Raw genomic sequence first — 20,298 nt, 5'->3', positions numbered from 1 at the left:
GACAGGACAGAGCCATGCTGGACACTCCAATCGTGCATTTTGACAACGTTGTTAAAAAGTTCGGCAGCTTCACCGCTGTTGAAAAGGCCGACTTCCAAATAGCCCGCGGCGAATTCCTGGCGATCATGGGCTCTTCGGGCTGCGGCAAGACAACCACCTTGCGGATGCTGGCCGGACTTGAGGACCCGACCGAAGGCAGCATTTTTCTGGACGGGGAGAAGATCAACGGCAAGCCGACTTGGGAGCGGGACACGCCGATGGTCTGGCAGAGCCTGGCCCTGTTCCCTTTCCTTACGGTGCAGGAGAATGTCGAATTCAGCCTTAAAATGCGCAAAGTGTCCAAGGGTGAACGGCGTGAGCGGGCCCGCAAGTGGCTGGACCGGCTTGGTATCCTGGAGTTTGCTGACCGCAATATCTCGCAGCTGTCCGGCGGCCAGCGCCAGCGTGTCGCGCTCGCCCGTTCGCTGGTGACCGAACCTAAGATCCTGCTGCTGGACGAGCCGCTTTCCGCTCTTGACGCCCACTTGAAAGTGCGCATGCAGTCGGTACTTTCGGGCCTACAAAAGGATCTGGGCATCACTTTCGTCTACGTGACCCATTCGATGTCCGAGGCCTTCTCCATGGCCGACCGGGTGGTGATCATGAGCCGCGGTAAGATTGAACAGATCGGTACGCCCGAGGAAATATACCGCGAACCGCACAACCGCTTTGTTGCGGACTTCCTGGGCTCATCCAACGTGTTTGCCGGCAGCCTCAAATCAGGCGGAAATGAAGCTTGGCAAGTTGCATCAGAACACTCGGCATTCACATTGAAAGCGCCTTCAGAAGTACAAAAGACTGAAGGATCTTCGCTGGCTTTTGCGGTGAGTTCTGAGAACATGTCATTAGCCGCCATTGGGACGCCCTGGACAGGAAACAGCATTGAAGCCACGGTTGTCGGCGGCGAATTTGCAGGGGCCTCTGCCACTGTCTTCTTGGAAACCGATCAGGGTCAGGAACTTAAAGTGCAAAAGGGACATGACGAACTTAAGACGGTAGACATCAGAGCAGGACAGAGACTTTTGGTTCACTGGCTGCCGGAGCATTGTCACGTTCTGCCTGGCGAATGAACAGTCTAACGGGCATTGCCAACTTATTTGCACCCGGCTGAATGCGGCCTGCTCCGCGCCCGTCATGCGGTCATCTCGAGTGCGTAGCCGTTCCAAAGATCAAAGGCATCGGATCGGGCGTGGCGGTACGATGTGGCGGTAAGACGATAGCGGCGGGGACGGAAGAACATGTTGATCTGGTCATGTGCGTCCAGAAATCTCTGAGCCTGTCCGGGTGACTTGAACCGCCCCATGAGTTTCTCTCGCTTGCGGGTTGGCCGATGGGATCCTTCGATCCGGTTGTTCAAGCCCTTGTGCGCCCGATGATCAGCATTCGCCACGAGGTTGCGGATCGGCCTGATGTAACTGCGCAGCTTGTCGGTGATCACGACCCGCGGCGCGCCAAACCGGTCGATCAGCCGCTTCAAGAACCGGCTGGCGGCCTTTGCATTACGTTGCTTTTGCACGAGAATGTCGAGCACATTCCCATTCGCGTCGACTGCCCGCCAAAGCCAGAACTTCACGCCATTGATCGGAACAACGACTTCATCCAAGTGCCATTTGTCACTGGCGCCCGGCCTGTCGCGCTTGATGCAATCGGCGAAATGGCGGCCAAACCGGTTCACCCAGTTCCGGACGGTTTCCCGGCTGACCATCACGCCGCGTTCGGCCAGCAGATCCTCGACATCTGCCGTGCTCAGCGCAAACCGATGGTAAGCCCAGACGGCATAGGAGATGATCTCGCGGGGAAAACGAAAGCCCTTCAGGCGTCGAATTGTCGCCACGGTTTTCATGATGACCGCCTATCCCGACGGAACCCCGTGATCAACTTGGCAATGCCGTCCAAGCAGCTGGAAGGCTTTAAGGTCGATGACGAGGACCTGAACGGTTATCTGATGTATCCCAAGGTGTTCCTGGACTACATGGGCCGCCACCGCCAGTACGGCCCGGTCCGCACCCTGCCGACCCGGACCTTCTTCTATGGCATGGAGCCGGGCGAGGAGATCACCGCCGAGATCGACCCGGGCAAGACCCTGGAAATACGTCTGCAGGCGATTTCCGACACCGACGAGAAGGGCGAAGTGAAGGTCTTCTTCGAGCTGAACGGCCAGCCCCGCGTGATCCGGGTGCCGAACCGTCTGGTCAAAGCCTCGACCGAAGCCCGCCCGAAGGCACAGGCCGGCAACCCGAACCACGTTGGCGCGCCGATGCCGGGTGTTGTCGCATCGGTTGCGGTGCAGGCAGGCCAGCAGGTGCATGAAGGCGACCTGCTGCTGACCATCGAAGCGATGAAGATGGAAACCGGCATCCACACCGAGCGCGGCGCGGTGGTGAAGGCCGTGCACGTTCAGGCCGGCGGCCAGATCGACGCCAAGGACCTGCTGGTTGAGCTGGAATAAGCAACAAGCTCTGCTTGGGCTGGGTCTTCTTGCGTCAATGTGCCGTTGCGCTGCTCCCCAACCTTGGACCGCCAGAAGCTGGATTTTTCCGGCTCTGTCACGATGACGGGCTGGTGACGCCATCGGGATAATGCATGGCAATCGGGACGTTGTATCCGATTGCGCTGTGGGGTCTGTTCTCATTCTTGTACCGACGCCAATCCTCCCGCCGGGCAATCCTGAGATGGGCCGACAGGAAACGCGTGGATTGGAATTACATCGCCCCCGGAAAAGGCGCAGGTGGCTAAAAAAAATCCGTCCGTTTCGAGAGGAAACGGACGGCGAGAACAGGAAGGTCAATGGGGACTTGACTGTTCACATGTATGTTCGCGCTTCTCGGGAGCAAGGGCTGGAGAGTATGGGGGGCGGAGTCGGCAAGTATCCGCCATAGGCAAGTTCGTGTCTTCGCATTAAGGCTTTGGACGGAGGGCGGGGGGCAATCGCCTACTGACTTTGGAAAAGCGAACCTGCGGGCGTTTGCAGCATGCGCCCGCCGGGATCGCGCCTAGTTGACAAGGAAGACCGGATCTTCCGCAGCCGTCCTTGCAGGCACAGCCAGTGTGAAGGCCCTGAGGTTCTGGTGCATATCCAGGATTTGTTTCGCCTGACGGCATGAGGCGAGAACATGGCCTTCCGCCTTGCCCCCTCAGGCTGCGCTTTGTGTCGGTAATGCGATATCCGCAAGTGTTGTCTGATTCAGATCCTCTAGGAATACCGCTTCAGCCTGGCGCAGCCTGGCTTTCAAGCGGCAGCGTCCATCTATCGTGCAATCGCCTCCGTCGGCGCCAAAGCATTCAACCAGCGCCTGTCCTTGCTCGAGCAGCTCAACAATTTCACCAAGACGGATGTTTTTCGCAGGCATGCACAAGAAGGCGCCGCCACCAGCACCGCGCCGGGTTTCAACAATTCCGGCGCGCGCCAGCCGCTGCATGATTTTCGTCAGGTGATTTCGGGAAAGGCCGAACTCCTCAGCCAGATCGGCAGTCGAGAACCCTTGCTCTGGCTGGCTCGCCATCCTCATCAGCATTCGAAGTCCGTAGTCCGTGAAAGATGTTAGGCGCATGCGGGGTTCCCTTCGGCTATAATAAGTATTTACTGTACCAATTAAGATACTTAGGCTCAATGAGTGAAGCAGGCCAGCCAAGTCTATGCCGCCACATCACTCGGACGTGTTATGTGCCGCAGGCAGTGGTTTCGCCGGTGAACCATCGGCGCTGACTGATTTGAACAGCCCGCAATTGAGTGGAGCGGCTTACCTTGGGCGCCATTTCCACTGTTTGCGCCAAAGGGAGCATAGTCGAATGAGCGGCCAGAAAATTGACAATCCACTGCACGCTCCGCTTTGCAAGTTGCTGGGATGTGACCACCCGGTCCTCCTGGCTGGCATGGGCGGCGTATCCCGCTGGGAACTTGCTGCCGCCGTCTCCCAAGCCGGCGGCTTTGGCATGCTTGGAATGGTGCGCGAAAGCCCGGACCTGATCACCGAAGAAGTCACAAAACTCAGGGCCGCAACTGACCGTCCCTTTGCGGTGAATGTCATCCCCGCAGCCACCGAGCCTGGATTGCTTGATGCCCAGATCAGCTGCTGCCTGGAACTCGGTGTTCCGGCCTTCACTTTCTTTTGGGATGTCGTGCCCGATGCCGTTTTCCGGGTGAAGGCGGCAGGCTGCCTCGTCTTGCACCAGGTCGGCACAGTTGAGGCCGCCCGCGCGGCAGAGGCGGCCGGCGCGGATGTGATCATCGCGCAAGGGATCGAGGCAGGCGGTCATGTCCATGGCCGCCGCCCGGTCCGCGACCTTACCGAAGCAATTCTGGAAGCCGTGTCTGTACCAGTGGTTGCCTCAGGGGGTCTTTCTTCCGGCGAAGATCTGGCCCGGTTTCTGTCAATTGGTGCCTCCGGCATACAATGCGGGACCGCCTTCCTAGCCACAGATGAATCCTTTGCTCACCCCTACCACAAGGAACGCGTCGCAACCTCCACCGGCGGCGATACTGTCCTGACCGATGTCTTCGTCTTGAACTGGCCAATGGGGGCGGCGGTGCGTGTGCTGGAAAACAGCGTGACCAAAGCACTCGGCGGTACCTACCTGGGCCACGATCCGGATGCCCTGCCGCGCGAGGCGATCGCCTGGGACGGATCCCAGCCGCGCCTGCGGTTCAGCACGGATTCTCCTCTGCGGACAACAACTGGAGACCTTGAGGCAATGGCTCTGTTTGCAGGACAAGGCGCGGGGGCCATCAGCCGGATTGTACCGGCAGCAAGCCGTATCGGGGATATTGTCAACGAAGCAGAGCAGATTCTCGGATACTCCCTTTCGCACCGCAGCGGAGCAGGACTATGAGCCGAAGTTCTGATGGCCCGCCCGATCAGAAACGATACGCTTCCTCACCCTGCATGGCTGCGGAGGCCGGACATTACGACCCGCAGGCGGTTTCTCCGCAGCAGACTGCTGACGTTGCCCGCTGGCGCAAGGCAGAACGGAACCGGCTGCGGGCGGAGCGCTTGGCATTGCCGGTTGCTATCCGTCAGTCCGTTGGAGAAGCGCTGGCCGGACATCTGCGCGAATTGATCCGGAACCGGTTCTCCGGCGCAAACGGGCGTGTTATCTCCTTCTACTGGCCGATCAAGGGCGAACCCGATCTGCGCCCCCTAATGGCAGAGATGCACGCACAGGGCGCCGCCATTGCCCTGCCGATTGTCGAGACCAAGGCTGCGCCGCTGGTTTTCCGGCTGTGGACACCAGATACTCAGCTGGTGCGCGGCGACTGGAGCATACCGGTTCCACCGCCCAGTTCGCCCGAGCTCATTCCCGGAATTGTCCTTGCGCCGCTGGTGGGCTGGGCTTCTGGAGGTTTCCGGCTGGGTTATGGTGGCGGATATTTCGACCGGACCCTCGCTGCATTGTTGCCGCGCCCCTATTCAATTGGCATTGGTTTGGAAAGCGCACAGCTTCCTACAATCTTCCCGCAACCGCACGACATTCCTTTGGATGCTATCCTGACTGAAGGCGGCGAAAGGTACGCAAAAGTAGGTGCGTAACGAACGCCAGCACGCGGATTGGTGCCAGACGGCTGGCTGAAACCCTGGGACCGGAATGTTGCCTACGCAGACAGATGGATCTCGTTCGAAGCGCACTCACAATTGGCGGGCTGACTTCACTGCTATTGTTTTGAGCGACCTGCCGCCATCTGAGGCTTGACTTAAGCCCATCGCACAAATAGGTATTTAAAATACCGATTAAGGGAATGGCGATTTCAGCTTTTGCCGAAGCTGTCCGTCAAGGACATGGCCGCACTGGCGCAATTGCCCTGCTTCCCTTCAACGATCCAAAGGAGAGCGTGATGTTCCGCGTTGTTTCACTTATCGCATGTCTCATTTCACCTGCAGCGGTATTCGCCGCCTCATCCTGTGAGGAGGTCAGAGAGCTGGCAGATACAGTGATGTTCACTCGGCAATACATGCCAGTCGAAATGCAGAGTCAGATGATTGCCGTTGGAAGCCCGGAACGTGTGCTTATTGCCCAGCAACTAATTCAAGAGGCATACGGCTGGCCGAAAGTACCTTCCACTCAATGGAACGCTGCCGCCGACCAATTCGCAGAGCTTGCGGAATTAGAATGCCGGAAGTCTGGCCGGGATCAGTGACAGGCCCTAGCTGACCTTAGTCACATCCGTCACGAACTCACTCTATGCGGGACAAAGTGAAAATTGGCTGCAACTTCTAGGTTTGCGCCCTGAAAAGTTCACGCGGTGCGGACCAATCCGACATTCGCCGATGCCAATCAGTTACATAACTGCCTGCTGGAGGATTGAGGATCACCCTCGACCGCGCGCCGCATTTCTGGCGATTGCGGCAATCAGGTCCGTCCGAGTGACAATGCCGACGATTTTTCCATATTCGAGCACGGGGACAGCATCGGTGTCCCCGTCCGCCATCATTGGGAGCAGCACACCAATCGGAGTGTTGGTGGTAGCGCGGGGTACAGCTGCGCTCATTATGTCCCCCGCAGTCATCTGCTTTTGCCATTCACGGTCCAGAAGGCGCCGCAGCGCAGCCCAATAGCCTCGCTTCAGGCGCAGCGCGTCGGACCGAGCCTGGTTGATGAGATGCATCTGGAAAATGACCCCTTTGAACGCCTCATCGGCCCCCACGACAGGCAATGATGTAAACCGATGCTGTTGAAACAAGTCCGCGATCTCGCCGAGGGAGGTTTTCAAGCCGACGGTGATGAGGCTACGGGACATGATATCCTGTGCAGTCAGGGGGCCAGAAGACTGAGCTGCGGCCTGAAGTTCTGCTGCGCCGATCAGCCGCGCGAGATCCTCGGCGCCGAGATTGAAGGACTGGCTGTAACGTTCAAGGATACCAGTCAGCTCTTGCTCGGAGAGTCCGAGCCGTTCTGTCGGGTTGCGGTCTCCTGTTGCATGCTTACTAGGATCATCGAATTGCCGGAACGGGTAGTGCCGCCCGGTGAGCCTTGCATAGAGGGTTGCAAGCACTACTAGAGTTGCCGTTCCGACAGCTATGGGTGCAAGCGCGAACCAGAAACCCAGTTGTGCGATGGCGTCCGGGGACATGGCTGCAGTCATCGCGACCGCTCCTGCCGGAGGATGAACGGCGCGGCACAGGATGGTTGCGGTGATCGCAAGGCCCACCGCCAGGGCGATCCGAAGCGTCTGATCCGCCACCAGAAGGCAGACGGCCACGCCCACTAAGGCAGCAACGGTATTGCCGATAATCGCCGACCAAGGTTGCGCCAGAGGGCTGTTTGGTACCGCGAAAAGGAGGACGGAGGACGCCCCGAATGGAGCCACGAGATAGAGGCCCAATTCTGGGTCGATTTGAGGAGACAAAAGAAAAAACCCGGTTAACCCCAAACCGATGAGGGCACCAAACCCGGCACGTATGGCTTCAACGCCTGAGACGCGGGCAACAGCGGGGCCAAGTGATTTCAGATTGAGCAAATGCGCGCCTCCGAATGAGATATGCGCAAAATTTCATCAGTTTGTTAAAGGTTCAACCTGTCATTCAACTGAGATGCCGCTGCAGTGGTCGCCGGCCGTCCCTGCTGGTCGCGAGCGGCGGCCTGCCTGGCGCCGGCGCCTTGCCGAGATGCAGCACTTGCATCATGCCCCTACAAAAGCCCATACGGTCGCTAGGCTTGGTGTGAAGAAGGCAGGCAGCCCGAAGCAACCGTCTGAACCCGAAGCGATCGCAGAGCTGCTCAGAGGGCGAAGCATCAGGGTCGCCATTTGAAAGCTGCCGGTCCGCAGGCGGCTGCACCCATGGGTGATGCTGCGGGATCACGGCCGACCTCGGACATACGGTACAGCGTCAGCCAATTCCTAGCCGTTTCAGCATTGTCTTGCGGCGGGCGCCAGACGCTGTAGCGTGGCCCGGGCATGACGCTGCTGAATGGGGACTTGAATGACCGATACCTGCATCTTTTGCCAGATTGCCCGTGCGGAAGTGCCCGCACACAAGCTCATCGAGGATGACCTCGTGCTTGCGTTTCTCGATCTTCACCCGATCCGCGAAGGCCACGCCCTGATCATTCCCAAGCAGCACCATCCCTGGTTCGAGGACCTGCCCGAACCCACCGCATTACGGATCATGTCTGCGGGTCAGCGGTTGGCACGCGCGATGAAACGCGAATGGGGCGCTGAGCGCGTTTCGTTCTTCTACACCGGCATCCACGTGCCGCACGCCCATGCCCATGTTGTGCCTATGTTTCACCGCCATGATGTAACCTCGGCGCGGTATCTCGATGACGGCTTCGATGAATTTTCTTTGCCCCCGAGCCCCGGCGGTGCGGCGCTTGCCCTTACGGCCGACCGCATCCGCGCCCGCCTGGCAGAAGCTTGCTGAATGGAGGACACCAGCCGCAGCTTGGCGGCGGTGGGCTACCTGAACCATGATTGGCATGAACAAGCCCGAGTGACGACACGAGGGCTCCATTTCATGGAGTGCAGGAAGAGATTGCAACAGCCAATATGGTATGGCTCGGCTTTGGAAGTCGACATTTATCCTGAACCCTAAAGGGGTCTAACCATCTGGTGGAGGAGCCTTTCATACAGCGAAAGGCAGCATCGAAAGGATGTTGGCAGGGTGTCAGGAAAGGGTTGAAATTGCGCGCGACACTATCTTAGTGTCAACTCAACTAGTAGCTGTTTAGATACGGAAAAGATGTTCCTTTGACGGTGCCGCTAGTTTCGGACCTGCCTTATTTTGTTAATCAGATTGCCAAACATTGTGCGATGCCTCAGCATGTAAATATCCAACCCCAAGGTTGTCACTGGCCAAGTGATAAGAGGCACCGCCGCTTCAGCGACGGAGAAACGGTGATTTTGAAAGGCCGTGAAATGCCTTTCGTTGCAACTATTGTTCAGGGTCACGCTTGCATCAAAAGCAGCCTTCAAGATGGCAGGTCTCAGATAGTAGGGTTGCTCTTTCCATCGGACGTTTTGGGAAGCCCAGGTCGCAGACAGGCATCTCATACGGTCGTTGCAGTGGGCCCAGTCGAACTCTGCTGTCTGTGTGTCAAAGATTTTGAGCACTTTTCCGATCAGGAACCCGAGTTGGCAAGGCACCTTCTCGAAAGAAAGTTTGAAGAACTCGAGCGCGCTCGTAAGTGGATGGTCTTGCTTGGGAGAAAAACTGCTCGCGAAAGAGTTGCAAGCTATCTGGTTCTGCTAACACGACGCCGGCGCCAAATGGCAGACCGCCTTCAAAATCTCAACTTTCCAGAGCTGGACCTGCTGCTCAAACGCCACCAAATTGCCAACTTTCTGGGTCTCTCCGCCGCCACAATCAGCCGTCAGCTTCATCAACTTCAGGAAGAGGGTGTGCTGGAAATTCTGCGGTCCCAATACGTTTTGATCAAGGACTACCAGGCTCTGTTTTCAATGACTGGAGACGACAGCGACGGTGGGATTATTTCCTAGAAACTTACCTACTCATCAGAAATGAATTATTGAACATCACCTCAGGTGAAAATCGATCATCATATTAGTTTCCGCGCCGTGCTAATGACCGGGCTAGTGAATCTGTACTGCAGCGTTTGACTACGATGGCGAACCCTGAGTTGGCCGCTCCGTCCACTTTTCAAAGACCTCCCCCTGCTCCTTAATCATCTGAATGATCTGCTCGTCGGTGAATCTCGTCTTTTTTTGTCCGTCCATTGGTTGGGCGGGCTCTACACAAAACGGGAAGAGATCCAGGGGCTCAGGTCATAGGCTGCCGGTACAACCGCATTTCCTTCGGCGGTGCAGCGGGAGAAATTCGGCGATGCTGCGTACCGGTGCGCAGCGTGCGTACGCAGCAAATTTTCAGCATTTCCGGTATGGGCTCGAACCTGCCCAACCCATCTGCGGCGCTTCCCAAAGAACACGCAACCGGACAACGGCCATTCAAACCGCCTGTAAAATTCAGGTGTCAGCGCGGTGCTGATGTCTGGGCTTGGCGGGAGGATTGGAGGGCATCATTCTCGACTGCCAACCTCCCGATTTTGGTTTGCAGTTCTTTGACCTCTGCCTTCGTCGGAACGCTTTGCTTGCCATCGGAGAACACGTCCGCCATCCCAGCAATGGCCTGCCGGTTCCAGGTACTGACCTGGTTCGGATGCAGTTGATGCTTCGCCGCGATCTCCTGAACGATCTTGTCACCACGCAGCGCCTCGAGCGCAACCTTGGCCCTAAACTGATCTATAAAGTTTCGGTGCATCGCCATTTTCGTATCCCTTCAAAGGTTTGGGATACACCTTAGCCAACTGTCCGGTTTCCTGGGACTACTTCAACTATCGACAGTGAGAGACATCGGGCCCGTGGCTGGCCGCTTGATCGGCGCGAACCTCTGGGTTTGCCGAAGCGGCAGACCGAACACAAGGCGCAGGGCAAGGCAGGTCTCAATCGCCACATCAGAATATTGCCGCTGACCGCTCCGCTTTCCAGAACGCGCTGCGCACCATCCACACACTGCTTCCTCGCTGAACCAGACCGTTACGTTACCACGCAGTCGCAGGGCCTCGTTGTATTCGGCCCAGTTTGTTACCCGGCACTTTGCCTTCGCAAATTTATCCCGCCGCGACGTGTGGAACTTGAAAGGCACCCCGGCATCCCGCTGTCAAATCAAACGACCAGCTACGCCGGCAAACCGATCCACACAACACGGCACCACATGACAAGCCGGTCAGCCCGAGGTTTTCGGAGATACTGTCATTCTTTCAACTGGTTTTCAGTTATTTGGTAGACGCGAACAGCTTGCTCTTTAAGTATACGCTTCGCATCCGAAGGAATGCGCGGGTCAGTTGTCATACCAAGCAATGTGTTCGCCAAACTATTTAGAAGCTGGATTTCGTTTTTGTTCATGGGTGTACTCTTTAATCGGGATTGCCAAGTCGTTTGGGCGTGATTGAGAAGGGTCAGGCCTCGGCCTTTCAGGCGGTCATTTCGGCAGCATAGCTGTTCAAGAGGTCCAAAGCATCTGCTCTGCATGACGGTACGAGACGGCGGAAAGTTGATAGCGGCGGGGACGAAAGACGGTGTTCATCTGGTCGAGGGCTGCCAGAAACCTCTAGGCCTGCGTGGGAGATTTAAACTGCCCCATCAGCTTCTTGTGTTTTCGGGTTGGCCCGTGGCATCCTTCAATCCGGTTACTCAAGCTTTTGCGTGCGCGATGACCCGGCGCGCTTTAGAACAGCACGGGACGTTGCAGCATGGTTGGGTTTGGTGCCACAGCAGCATTCAACCGGAGGCAAGCAGACCAAAGTTAGCGGTAGCTAGCTAGCCTTCAGGCCCGGGTGACCAAGGTTGCGCTCGAGGAGGGGATACAGTCAACAGGTCAACCGCACGGGCGGCAACCTGGTTGGCAATATCCGTCAACGTTGTGTGCGCAAGATAGAATGCAGGAACTGGCGGCATCACGATGGCACCCATTTCGGTCACTGCTGCCATGTTTCGAAGATGCGCCAAAGTCAGCGGTGTTTCCCTTGTCAGAAGGACTAGGCGCCTGCGCTCTTTCAGCTGCACACCCGCTGCCCGGGTCAGAAGGTTGTCGTCAAACCCATGCGCGATGGCAGCCAAGGAGCGCATGGAACACGGTGCTACTATCATCCCCGACACCGGCACCGAGCCAGAGGCGATGGCGGCACCGATATCGTGCACAGGATGGCAGCGTGCAGCAATGCTTCTCAGGGTTTCCACGGCTTCCGGTCCGCATTCATGGACCAAGGTCCGCTCCGCTGCGGCGCTGGTGACCAGATCAATTTCGGCCCCCAGCTGCAGCAGATGCCGTGCGGCCGCCAGGCTTAGCGCGGCCCCGGAGGCACCCGAGACCCCCAGCACAACCCGATGCTTGCTCATGTCATCAGCTCCGGCATCAGCCGGGACACTATATCCTCTGCAAAAGCTTGATCTTTTGCATCCGCTTGCATGACCTGCCCCCAGTCGCGGGCAGTCTCGCTGCCGATCTTCGTTGTGGCGTCGATGCCGATCTTGCCTGCCAGCCCCGGCTGGGGCGAGGCGAAGTCCAAGTAATCCATCGGGGTATTCTCCAATATCATGACATCGCGGCTCGGGTCCATGCGTGTGGCCAGCACCCAAGCGATGTCATCCCAGTTCCGCGGGTCAACATCGGCGTCCACGGTGATCATCATCTTGGTATAGCTGAACTGCGGCAGCATCCCCCACAGCGCCATCATCACCCGGCGGGCCTGTCCGGGGTAGCGTTTGTCGATACTGACAATGGCGATGCGGTAGGAACAGGCAGCAGGAGGCAGCCACAGGTCGCGGATCTCCGGGATCTGCACCCGGACCGTTGGCAGGGCCAGCCGGTTGAAGACCTCGCCGATGATGGCAGGCTCATCCGGCGGCCGCCCGGTATAGGTCGACAGGTATAGAGGGTTCTCTCTATGGGTCACCGCACTGACTCGCATAACGGGAAAGGGCTCGGCCGGGTTGTAATAGCCCGTGTGATCGCCGAAGGGGCCTTCGGGCACGGTTTCCGCGGCTGACACCCATCCCTCCACCACGATTTCGGCGTCGGCGGGCACCATCAGCGGGATGGTCTTGCAGGGTACCAGGCGCGGGCGCACGCCGCTGAGGGCACCGGCAAAGGTCAGCTCCGACACGGTTTCCGGCAAGGGCAGCGCCGCGGACAGCAGTGTGGCCGGGTCTGCCCCCAGAACCACGGCAACCGGCATTGGTTCGCCATTTCCCGCCCAGCTGCGGTGATGTGCAGCGCCGCCGCGGTGCGGGAGCCAGCGCATGATCAGCCGCGAGCGATCCAGAACCTGGGTCCGGTAGACCCCCGCATTGTAGCAGTTGACTGCTTCCGGCGCGCTGCCATGCGGCCGGGTGAGCACCACAGGCCAGGTGATCAGCGGCCCGGCGTCCCCGGGCCAGTGGGTCTGCACCGGCAGTGTCTCCAGGCTGGCATCCGGCCCCTCGCGGGTGACGGCCAGAACCGGCGCGGATTTCACCCGCTTCGGACGGGTGGACAGCGCTGCCTTTAGCATGGGCCAGCGGGACAAGGCATCGCGCAGGCTATCCGGCGGCGCCGGTGATCCGAGCGCCGCAAGAAAGCTTCCCAGATCATCCAGGCCGTCCTGTGCGACTCCAAGCCCGGCCGCCACGCGTTCAGCGGTCCCGAACAGGTTCACCACGACCGGGATGCCCGAAACCTGGCCGCTTTCCAGACCCGGGCGGTCGAATTGCAGCACCGGGCCTCCAGCCTCCAGCACGGTGCGGTGCACCGCCGTCATCTGATGGCGCACGGAAACCGGATCGGAAATCCTCTGCAACTGCCCTTTAGACGCACACCAATCCAGGAAATGGCGGAGGCTGGGATATGGCGGAAGAGTACGAATGGGACCGCTCCAGTGCTGATTTCCGCCGATCCCTAGCAAAGTTTCGGGCCGCGAATTTGTCCGCCGTCAAACTCCGGCCGCGTGCGGGGCCATACACCCGCTGCAGATGAAGCCACCGGCGGGAAAGGATTAATTTTTGCCACACGCCCAGCCACAGATTCCAATTTGCCCGGCGGCCCTTGCGCGGCTGCTGCGTGTCGTGCCCCTTGTTCCCGTATCGCTTTCTCTCACGGCCTGTTCCCGGCGGATTGCCAAGCGTCACCCGGGCCTGTTCCGTCGCCTGGGCGAGCACGGCCGTAAGCGGTTTGTCCTGGATCCTGCCGATCTGCCCATTGTTCTTTGCCTTGAAGCCAATGGCGGCCAGCCGAAAGTCCGCGCAGTGCGCGGAAATTGCGACGGCGATGCCCGGATTTCCGGCCCGCTTGCTGCGCTTATAGGGCTGGTGCATGGGGCCTATGACGGAGATGCACTGTTCTTCTCCCGGGACCTGGTGATCGAAGGCGATACTGCCGCGGCGCTGGCGCTACGCAACGCGGTGGACGATGCAGAACTGGACCTGTCGCAGGAAATCGCCGCGATGTCCGGGCCGTTTGCCCGCTTTCTGTTGCGGGCCGTTGCCTTTGCCGAGCAGCGCACCGGAGTTTCCCTCGCCCGGCCGGAGGATGAAGCGGCATGGTAATGGAAATCGTTTGCCCCGCAGGAACTCCCGCGGCCCTGCGTGCCGCCGTCAAGGCCGGGGCGCATACTGTCTATTGCGGCTTTAACGACGAAACCAACGCCCGCAATTTCCCGGGCCTCAACTTTGACCGCGCGGAGATGCGCGAAGGCGTGGCTTTTGCCCATGGCCACGGCGCCAAGGTGCTGGTGGCGATCAACACCTTTCCCCGCGCAGGCGGCCAGTCGCTCTGGCACCGCGCCATTGACGACGCTGCACTATCAGGCGCGGATGCTGTGATACTGGCGGACCCCGGCTTGCTGGATTACGCGGCGCGCATCAACCCCGGCCTGCGCCTGCACCTTTCGGTCCAGGCTGCGGCCGCCAATGCCGACATTATTAATTTCTACGCCAGCACTTTCGGCGTGAAACGGGTGGTGCTGCCGCGGGTTTTGTCGGTGCCGGAAATCGCGGCCATCAATGCAGAAACGGAAGTGGAAACCGAAGTCTTTGTCTTTGGCGGGCTGTGTGTGATGGCCGAGGGGCGCTGTTCGCTCTCGTCTTATGCAACCGGGCTGTCGCCCAACATGAACGGCGTCTGCTCCCCCGCCAGCCATGTGGAGTACCGCGACGACGATGGCGCCCTGGATGCAAAGCTCGGCGGATTTACCATCCATCGCGTGGCCAAGGACGAACCCGCGCCCTACCCGACCCTGTGCAAAGGCTGCTTCTCCGCCGGCAGCCAGACCGGCCACCTGTTCGAAGATCCTGTCAGCCTCAATGCCGAGCAGCTTATCCCGCAGCTGCGAAAGGCCGGTGTCACCGCGCTGAAAATCGAAGGGCGTCAGCGCTCGAAGTCCTACGTGGCGCAGGTCGTGCGCAACTTCCGCGCTTCGGTTGATGCGCTGGAGGCAGGCAAGCCGCTGCCGCACGGCATGCTGGCGCGGCTGTCGGAAGGTCAGGCGATGACCACAGGCGCCTACAAGAAAACCTGGAGATAACAGAATGGAACTGACCGTCGGGCCGAACCAATTCTTCTGGCCGGCCGAAAACTGGAGCGCGTTTTATGTCGCTTTGGCCGAGGCTCCTGTTGACCGCGTCGTTCTGGGCGAGCTGGTTTGCTCCAAACGCCTGCCCTTCTACCAGGACCGCATCCCCGAGGCGCTTGCTCTGCTGGCGGAAGCGGGCAAGGAGGTGGTGCTGACCAGCCTCGCCCTTGTCACCCTCAAGCGCGAGCGCAATCTGACGGCGGACCTTGCCGCAATGGGAGTGACGGTTGAAATCAACGACCTGACGGCGCTGGCGCATTTGCCCAAGGGCATGGGCTTTCATGTGGGGCCGCTGGTCAATGTCTACAACGAGGGCACTTTGGCCTGGCTGGCATCGCTGGGGGCCACGCGTGTCTGCCTGCCGCCGGAGCTGCCGCTTGCGTCGGTCAAGACACTCACCCGCGCAAGCAAGGAGCTGGGCGTTGCCATTGAGGTTTGGGGCCACGGGCGGCTGCCGCTGGCGATCTCGGGGCGCTGCTATCATGCCCGGCTGCACAAGCGGGCCAAGGACAACTGCCAATTTGCTTGCGAGAATGACCCGGACGGGCTGGAGGTGCGGACGCTGGAAGATCAGCCCTTCATGGCGATGAACGGGGTGCAGACCCTGTCGCACAGCTATGCCTGCGCCGACTACCAGATTGAGGCACTGACCGAAGCCGGGGTGTCTGCCCTGCGCCTGTCGCCGCAGTCCCAGGGCTTCATCCGGCTGTGCCAAGTCTACCGCGACCGGTTGAATGGCACAGTGCCAACTGGCGCCATTGCCGCGGAATTGCAGGAAGCATCTCCGCATACGCGCCTGAGCGACGGGTTCCTAACCGGTCCTAGTGGCGTGTTCTGGACTGGTGCTCCAATGTCACCATGATCAAGCGCGGGGACTACAGCGTCTTTTGGGACGCTCCATACCGTCCGCTGTTCCTTTTTGGGTTTCTGTGTGCCCTCCTTTCTGTCGTTTGGTGGCCACTGGGCGTGCAGCTGGGATTGCCGGAGCCGGGATTGCAGCCAGCGGTTTTGTGGCATGTTCATGAGCTTCTCTTTGGTTTTGCCTCCGCTGCCATTGCCGGCTACCTGCTGACGGCGCTGCCAGGCTGGACTGGGCGACCGCCTTTGCGCGGCCCCGGCCTGAAGGTTTTGGTTTCGCTCTGGCTGCTGGCCCGCGCCGCGACAGCAATATCCGCGGCAGCGCCGCTTGACGCCATTCTATTCGTGAACGCCGCATTTTTTCTTGGCCTTGCCGGGTATCTTCTGCACGAACTGACCGCAGCCCGGGCATTTTGCAAACTTGGCTTTGCCTGCGCCGTTCTGGCCTTGGGACTGAGCGAGGCTGCTTACCTGTCAAATGCCGCCGCCGGAAATGTCTGGAGCAGCCTGGACCTTGCGCAATCTGTCCTGACCGGCCTCGTCCTGCTCCTGTTCAGCGTAGCTTCGCGGGCGATACCTGCGTTCACCTGCAATTGGCTGGCGCTGTCAGGCCGCACAACAGTGCGTGTCAGGGAACGCCCGCTGATCAGGGCTGTTTCACAGGGGCTGCTGGCGCTCGTACTTGCATTGCAGCTGGCCGGCGCTGCCGAAGCAGCAAATGCCGTATTGATTGCAGCTGCCATAGCCATGTTCTGGTCCTCGCTGGGATGGAGAACGGCGGTTGCCCTCTGCAACCCGCTGCTGGCAGCGCTGCACCTGGCCTGGCTCTGGCTGCCCTTTGGCGCAATGGCCGCGGGCGCCACCGGCCTGGGCCTTTTTGATTACCCTTCGTCCGCTGCCCTTCATTCCATCACCATTGGCGCCATGTCAGGTCTGATCGTGGCCATCACCGGGCGGGCCAGCGCCCATTCCAGCGACGGTATCATGCGCGCAGGCAAGGGGTTTACCACCGGAGCTATTCTGATCTGGCTCACAGTCTGGATCCGGCTGGCTGTTCCGCTCTCGCCGACATTTGCGGACGGGTTGATTGCTGCTGCGGGTATGCTTTGGTGCGTCGGCTGGATTGCATTTACTTTAGGTTTCCTGCCTTCCCTCATTGGCCCGGTTCGCCGACCTGCTCTAAGCGGCCGTAGCTTCAGGCAGCCTTGAAATGGTTTCACCGGAAAGGGGTCTATTGCTAGGCGGGTGAAATGACACTCTAAACATCTTTCTGAATGGCAGCTGTTGGTCCACAGCGCGGCGAACCTACGGTATGAGCCCTCTGCGGATGGAGTGGGTGGCTCCTGCTCCACCGGCGTCGCAATGCGCCATACTGCAGTTATCAACGACTGCTCGGAAAGGAGCTGTCCAATGACAGTTAAAACAGTTGGACTGGATCTGGCCAAGGACGTGTTCCAGGTTCACGGGATTTCCGCCGCCGGCCGCAAGATTTTCAACAAAAAGATCAAGCGCGCGAAACTGCTCGCGTTTTTCGAGGCACTTCCGCGCTGTGTTGTCGGCATGGAAGCCTGCGGCTCTGCCCACTACTGGGGCCGGGAGCTCAGAAGGCTGGGCCATGATGTCCGCCTGATGCCGGCGGCCTATGTCAAACCATACGTAAAGCGCGGCAAGACAGACGCCGCTGATGCCGAGGCGATCTGCGAAGCTGTCCGCCGGCCAACAATGCGCTTCGTCGAAGTGAAATCCGAAGACCAGCAGGCAATCCTGGCACTGCACCGCACCCGGGATCTCGCGGTCCGGCAGCGCACACAGCTGGCTAATATGATCCGCAGCCTTCTGCGCGAATTCGGCCATGTGCTGCGGAGCGGGATTGAGGCTGTGACTGCCTTCGCCAAGCGCCACCTTGAAGGGGAACGGCCCGGCATGCCCGATCTGGCAAGCGGCATTCTGGGCACGGTCTGCTACCAATTCCTTGGAGTTCACGAGCGCGTTGAAGGCTTTTCAAAGATGATTGAAAAACATGCGCTGCTGCATGCCGGCGCCCGGCGCCTGATGCGTATGCCCGGCATCGGCCCGATCACTGCCTCCGCCATCGTGGCGACCATCGGCGACGCGAAGCAATTCCGGACCGGCCGCGATCTTGCAGCTTGGCTGGGCCTGACCCCGCTCAACAAGTCCAGCGGCGGCAAAGAGAAGCTCGGCAAAATCACCAAGAAGGGCGACAGATACATCCGCAAGCTTCTGATCACCGGCATGACGTCCCGCGCGCTAATGGGCAGGAAACACCCAGAGCGCATCGATATCTGGAGCGCCAGGATTCTTGCAGGGAAACCGTTCCGGCTGGCGACAGTCGCGATGGCCAACAAAAGCGCCCGGGTCATCTGGGCAATACTGACGAAACAACAGGAATACCGGCAGCCGGCCGCCTGACAAGGCAAGCCTGCCCAGAGATGCAAGACGCTTGATGTGATGATGCGGACTTAAGTCAACCAAGAGCAAGGACACTCCGACCAATGTCTCGGCCCTCCGAGGCCGCTTTGCCGATAGGAACCTTGCTTGCGGAACTCATCAAGGCCAGCAGCCCTCAACACTGGCTGCGTAAATAGGCCGGACACACGACGGTACTGACAGACCGCCGCGATCACTGCAGAAAACGCTTGCAATGCAGGCGCCACCCACACACGTCATTGCCCTAGGCGCGGCCTCTCGCTTGTGCAGCACGTCGGTCACAGCCGAGGCTGTGTCAAAACTCCGGATGCTGTATGCTTTTCGGCAAAGACCGGAGGCAGGCATGTCGGGATATATCGAGGGTGCGGACCGCAGTCAGGTGACACTTTTTCCGGCCCGGCTGGAAGACTGGATAAACGAGGATAATCCGGTCCGCGTGATTGACCTCTTCGTGGACGAGATTGATCTTGGGGAGATCGGTTTCCTGCGGACGGCGCCGGCGCAGACAGGACGGCCCGGCTATCACCCATCGGTCCTGCTGAAGCTGTTCATCTATGGCTATCTGAACCGCGTCCCTTCGAGCCGTGCCCTGGAGCGGGAGGCTGGGCGCAATGTCGAGGTGATGTGGCTGACGGGTCGGCTTGTCCCGGACCACAAGACGATCGCCGACTTTCGGCGCGACAACGGCCCGGCGATCCGGCGGACCTGTGCGCAGTTCGTCGAACTCTGTCGCCGGATCGGGGTGCTGAAGGGGGATTGTGTTGCCATCGATGGCTCCAAGTTCAAGGCGGTGAATAATCGCGACAAGAACTTCACCAAAGGCAAGATCGCCAGCCGCACCGCCCATCTGGTCGCGAGCATCGAGCGCTACCTTGAAGAAATGGTCCGGATCGACCGTCAGGAAGAGGGCGAGGCCCGGGCCGGGAAGATCGCCAACCTGGCGCAACGTTGCGAGCGCATCCGGCAGGAGATCGAGCGCCTGGTGGACATGGGCGAGGCGCTCAGGGAGAGCCCAGACAGGCAGATCTCCCTGACTGATCCGGATGCCCGCTCCATGGCCACCAGCGCCAAAGGCAGCGGTTTTGTAGGCTACAACTCCCAATCCGCAGTGGATACCGAGACCCATCTGATTGTCGCGCATGACGTGATCAATGCCGGGCATGACCGTGAACAGCTGTCACCGATGGCCAAGGCGGCGAAGGCCGCTCTCGAACGCGACGAAATGAGCGCGGTCGCTGACAAGGGCTATTTCAGCGGCCGGGAAATTCTGGCCTGTCACGAGGATGGCATCACCACAACCCTCCCCCGGCCCGAGACTTCGGGCAACCGCAAGAAGGGCATGTATGTGAAGGCCGACTTTGCCTATGACGCGGATGCGGATATCTACCGATGCCCGGCAGGTGAGGCGCTGACATACCGCTACACGACCGAAGAAGGCGGCCTGGTGGTACGGCGATACTGGACCAACGTCTGTCAGGCCTGCCCTGTCAAGGCGCGCTGCACGACCGGCAGGGAACGTCGTATCACCCGATGGGAACACGAGCATCTGGTCGACGAGATGCGTGGCCGTTTGAGCCGCGACCCGGCCTTGATGGGCCTCCGCCGCTCAACCGTCGAGCACCCGTTCGGCACAATCAAGAGCTGGATGGGAGCGACGCACTTCCGGATGCGAACGCTCAAGAACGTCCGCACCGAGATGGCCTTCCATGTCCTCGCCTATAACATCAAGCGGATGATAGCCCTGATCGGGGTACGTGGGCTTTTGACTGCCATTCCGGCCTGATGGGCGGCGCTCAGCTCAAATCGTACCGCAAAAAACGCCACAAGAGCGCGGATTCAGCCCTCTCCGGCGCATAAGGCGCTAAAGTGACCCAAAATCCGGCTGCCTCCACAAAA

General features: G+C 59.6%; 20 protein-coding genes and 2 pseudogenes. 14 read left to right on the top strand and 8 right to left on the bottom strand.

All coding sequences use genetic code 11. From position 1 onward, the window contains the following. Window positions 1–14 precede the first annotated feature (14 nt). Window positions 15–1,109: an ABC transporter ATP-binding protein gene (locus tag CAER_RS0100460; RefSeq protein WP_027233577.1), complete on the top strand. Its 1,095-nt coding sequence runs from the start codon at window positions 15–17 to the stop codon at window positions 1,107–1,109. A gap of 62 nt (window positions 1,110–1,171) precedes the next feature. On the opposite strand, the gene CAER_RS0100455 is transcribed toward CAER_RS0100460, so the two are convergent. Next, the gene (locus CAER_RS0100455; RefSeq protein WP_027233576.1) at window positions 1,172–1,882 is read right to left on the bottom strand and encodes an IS6 family transposase; all 711 of its coding nucleotides are present in this window, start codon (window positions 1,880–1,882) and stop codon (window positions 1,172–1,174) included. On the opposite strand from CAER_RS0100455, the pseudogene CAER_RS0100450 reads away from it, so the two are divergent. Beyond that, a pseudogene (locus CAER_RS0100450) lies at window positions 1,862–2,488 on the top strand (biotin/lipoyl-containing protein); the annotation flags it as partial. The gene CAER_RS0100455 and the pseudogene CAER_RS0100450 overlap by 21 nt on opposite strands. 685 nt (window positions 2,489–3,173) lie before the next feature. On the opposite strand, the gene CAER_RS0100445 reads toward CAER_RS0100450, so the two are convergent. Next, window positions 3,174–3,590, bottom strand: coding sequence for an RrF2 family transcriptional regulator (locus tag CAER_RS0100445; protein WP_027233574.1), 417 nt, complete (start codon window positions 3,588–3,590; stop codon window positions 3,174–3,176). Between the two features lie 85 nt (window positions 3,591–3,675). Between CAER_RS0100445 and CAER_RS27020 the strand changes: the two genes are divergently transcribed. The 3 genes from CAER_RS27020 to CAER_RS0100430 all read left to right on the top strand — a co-directional run bounded on the left by CAER_RS27020 (window position 3,676) and on the right by CAER_RS0100430 (window position 6,172). Further along, entirely contained in the window at window positions 3,676–4,869 is a 1,194-nt protein-coding gene (locus tag CAER_RS27020) for an NAD(P)H-dependent flavin oxidoreductase (protein ID WP_245597302.1), read from the top strand. A 53-nt stretch (window positions 4,870–4,922) separates the two neighbouring features. Continuing rightward, a complete protein-coding gene (locus CAER_RS27015) occupies window positions 4,923–5,567 on the top strand; it encodes a 5-formyltetrahydrofolate cyclo-ligase (RefSeq protein WP_084299298.1) in 645 nt (214 codons plus the stop codon). 206 nt (window positions 5,568–5,773) lie between these two features. Then, the gene (locus CAER_RS0100430; protein ID WP_154667599.1) at window positions 5,774–6,172 is read left to right on the top strand and encodes a hypothetical protein; all 399 of its coding nucleotides are present in this window, start codon (window positions 5,774–5,776) and stop codon (window positions 6,170–6,172) included. Between the two features lie 171 nt (window positions 6,173–6,343). Here CAER_RS0100430 and CAER_RS0100425 read toward each other — a convergent pair whose 3' ends face one another. Beyond that, window positions 6,344–7,492, bottom strand: coding sequence for an HPP family protein (locus tag CAER_RS0100425; protein WP_036796619.1), 1,149 nt, complete (start codon window positions 7,490–7,492; stop codon window positions 6,344–6,346). Window positions 7,493–7,955: 463 nt separating this feature from the next. Here CAER_RS0100425 and CAER_RS0100420 point away from each other — a divergent pair, with 463 nt between their 5' ends. Next, window positions 7,956–8,396 (top strand): HIT family protein, encoded by a 441-nt coding sequence (locus CAER_RS0100420; RefSeq protein ID WP_027233571.1) that lies wholly within the window; start codon window positions 7,956–7,958, stop codon window positions 8,394–8,396. A 389-nt stretch (window positions 8,397–8,785) separates the two neighbouring features. Then, entirely contained in the window at window positions 8,786–9,472 is a 687-nt protein-coding gene (locus CAER_RS29065) for a Crp/Fnr family transcriptional regulator (protein WP_084299296.1), read from the top strand. 490 nt (window positions 9,473–9,962) lie between these two features. On the opposite strand, the gene CAER_RS0100395 is transcribed toward CAER_RS29065, so the two are convergent. The 3 genes from CAER_RS0100395 to CAER_RS29445 all read right to left on the bottom strand — a co-directional run bounded on the left by CAER_RS0100395 (window position 9,963) and on the right by CAER_RS29445 (window position 10,894). Then, window positions 9,963–10,256: a transposase gene (locus CAER_RS0100395; RefSeq protein WP_027233568.1), complete on the bottom strand. Its 294-nt coding sequence runs from the start codon at window positions 10,254–10,256 to the stop codon at window positions 9,963–9,965. A 63-nt stretch (window positions 10,257–10,319) separates the two neighbouring features. Continuing rightward, window positions 10,320–10,634, bottom strand: coding sequence for a transposase (locus CAER_RS30720; protein WP_084299294.1), 315 nt, complete (start codon window positions 10,632–10,634; stop codon window positions 10,320–10,322). A 107-nt stretch (window positions 10,635–10,741) separates the two neighbouring features. After that, on the bottom strand, window positions 10,742–10,894 hold the full coding sequence (locus CAER_RS29445; protein ID WP_154667598.1) for a hypothetical protein: 153 nt from the start codon (window positions 10,892–10,894) through the stop codon (window positions 10,742–10,744). Window positions 10,895–11,203: 309 nt separating this feature from the next. Between CAER_RS29445 and CAER_RS30715 the strand changes: the two are divergent. Continuing rightward, window positions 11,204–11,287 (top strand): annotated as a pseudogene (locus tag CAER_RS30715) (transposase); the annotation flags it as partial. Window positions 11,288–11,308: 21 nt separating this feature from the next. Here CAER_RS30715 and CAER_RS0100390 read toward each other — a convergent pair. Both CAER_RS0100390 and CAER_RS0100385 read right to left on the bottom strand, forming a co-directional pair. Next, window positions 11,309–11,887 (bottom strand): UbiX family flavin prenyltransferase, encoded by a 579-nt coding sequence (locus CAER_RS0100390; protein WP_027233567.1) that lies wholly within the window; start codon window positions 11,885–11,887, stop codon window positions 11,309–11,311. After that, on the bottom strand, window positions 11,884–13,392 hold the full coding sequence (locus tag CAER_RS0100385; protein ID WP_027233566.1) for a UbiD family decarboxylase: 1,509 nt from the start codon (window positions 13,390–13,392) through the stop codon (window positions 11,884–11,886). The genes CAER_RS0100390 and CAER_RS0100385 overlap by 4 nt, the downstream gene beginning before the upstream one ends. Before the next feature lie 199 nt (window positions 13,393–13,591). Between CAER_RS0100385 and ubiT the strand changes: the two genes are divergently transcribed. From ubiT to CAER_RS0100355, 6 genes are all read left to right on the top strand, one after another. Beyond that, a complete protein-coding gene (ubiT, locus tag CAER_RS0100380; RefSeq protein ID WP_245597301.1) occupies window positions 13,592–14,071 on the top strand; it encodes a ubiquinone anaerobic biosynthesis accessory factor UbiT in 480 nt (159 codons plus the stop codon). Further along, entirely contained in the window at window positions 14,071–15,048 is a 978-nt protein-coding gene (ubiU, locus tag CAER_RS0100375; protein ID WP_027233564.1) for a ubiquinone anaerobic biosynthesis protein UbiU, read from the top strand. Before ubiT ends, ubiU begins: the two co-directional genes overlap by 1 nt. Window positions 15,049–15,052: 4 nt before the next feature. Then, window positions 15,053–15,958, top strand: coding sequence for a ubiquinone anaerobic biosynthesis protein UbiV (gene ubiV, locus CAER_RS0100370; RefSeq protein ID WP_027233563.1), 906 nt, complete (start codon window positions 15,053–15,055; stop codon window positions 15,956–15,958). Further along, entirely contained in the window at window positions 15,955–17,163 is a 1,209-nt protein-coding gene (locus tag CAER_RS0100365; protein ID WP_027233562.1) for an NnrS family protein, read from the top strand. The genes ubiV and CAER_RS0100365 overlap by 4 nt, the downstream gene beginning before the upstream one ends. A 201-nt stretch (window positions 17,164–17,364) precedes the next feature. Continuing rightward, entirely contained in the window at window positions 17,365–18,384 is a 1,020-nt protein-coding gene (locus tag CAER_RS0100360) for an IS110 family RNA-guided transposase (protein WP_027233561.1), read from the top strand. 361 nt (window positions 18,385–18,745) lie between these two features. Continuing rightward, window positions 18,746–20,185 carry an IS1182 family transposase gene (locus tag CAER_RS0100355; RefSeq protein ID WP_027233560.1) on the top strand — a complete coding sequence of 480 codons (1,440 nt, stop codon included), beginning with the start codon at window positions 18,746–18,748 and terminating at the stop codon, window positions 20,183–20,185. Window positions 20,186–20,298 lie beyond the last annotated feature (113 nt).

The organism is Leisingera caerulea DSM 24564 (assembly GCF_000473325.1).
GTDB lineage: Bacteria > Pseudomonadota > Alphaproteobacteria > Rhodobacterales > Rhodobacteraceae > Leisingera > Leisingera caerulea.
Note: the sequence above shows the minus strand (reverse complement) of the source record. Positions and strands in the feature narration are given on the sequence as shown.

Bases quoted from the DNA above. Each gene is read 5' to 3' on its own strand.
- ubiU (WP_027233564.1), top strand. From the start codon at position 14,071: ATGGAAATCGTTTGCCCCGCAGGAACTCCCGCGGCCCTGCGTGCCGCC.
- CAER_RS0100460 (WP_027233577.1), top strand. From the start codon at position 15: ATGCTGGACACTCCAATCGTGCATTTTGACAACGTTGTTAAAAAGTTC.
- CAER_RS0100455 (WP_027233576.1), bottom strand. From the start codon at position 1,882: ATGAAAACCGTGGCGACAATTCGACGCCTGAAGGGCTTTCGTTTTCCC.
- ubiV (WP_027233563.1), top strand. From the start codon at position 15,053: ATGGAACTGACCGTCGGGCCGAACCAATTCTTCTGGCCGGCCGAAAAC.
- CAER_RS0100395 (WP_027233568.1), bottom strand. From the start codon at position 10,256: ATGGCGATGCACCGAAACTTTATAGATCAGTTTAGGGCCAAGGTTGCG.
- CAER_RS29065 (WP_084299296.1), top strand. From the start codon at position 8,786: ATGCCTCAGCATGTAAATATCCAACCCCAAGGTTGTCACTGGCCAAGT.
- CAER_RS29445 (WP_154667598.1), bottom strand. From the start codon at position 10,894: ATGAACAAAAACGAAATCCAGCTTCTAAATAGTTTGGCGAACACATTG.
- CAER_RS0100355 (WP_027233560.1), top strand. From the start codon at position 18,746: ATGTCGGGATATATCGAGGGTGCGGACCGCAGTCAGGTGACACTTTTT.
- CAER_RS27020 (WP_245597302.1), top strand. From the start codon at position 3,676: ATGCCGCCACATCACTCGGACGTGTTATGTGCCGCAGGCAGTGGTTTC.
- CAER_RS0100420 (WP_027233571.1), top strand. From the start codon at position 7,956: ATGACCGATACCTGCATCTTTTGCCAGATTGCCCGTGCGGAAGTGCCC.
- CAER_RS0100445 (WP_027233574.1), bottom strand. From the start codon at position 3,590: ATGCGCCTAACATCTTTCACGGACTACGGACTTCGAATGCTGATGAGG.
- CAER_RS0100360 (WP_027233561.1), top strand. From the start codon at position 17,365: ATGACAGTTAAAACAGTTGGACTGGATCTGGCCAAGGACGTGTTCCAG.
- CAER_RS0100390 (WP_027233567.1), bottom strand. From the start codon at position 11,887: ATGAGCAAGCATCGGGTTGTGCTGGGGGTCTCGGGTGCCTCCGGGGCC.
- CAER_RS27015 (WP_084299298.1), top strand. From the start codon at position 4,923: ATGGCTGCGGAGGCCGGACATTACGACCCGCAGGCGGTTTCTCCGCAG.
- CAER_RS0100365 (WP_027233562.1), top strand. From the start codon at position 15,955: ATGATCAAGCGCGGGGACTACAGCGTCTTTTGGGACGCTCCATACCGT.
- CAER_RS0100430 (WP_154667599.1), top strand. From the start codon at position 5,774: ATGGCGATTTCAGCTTTTGCCGAAGCTGTCCGTCAAGGACATGGCCGC.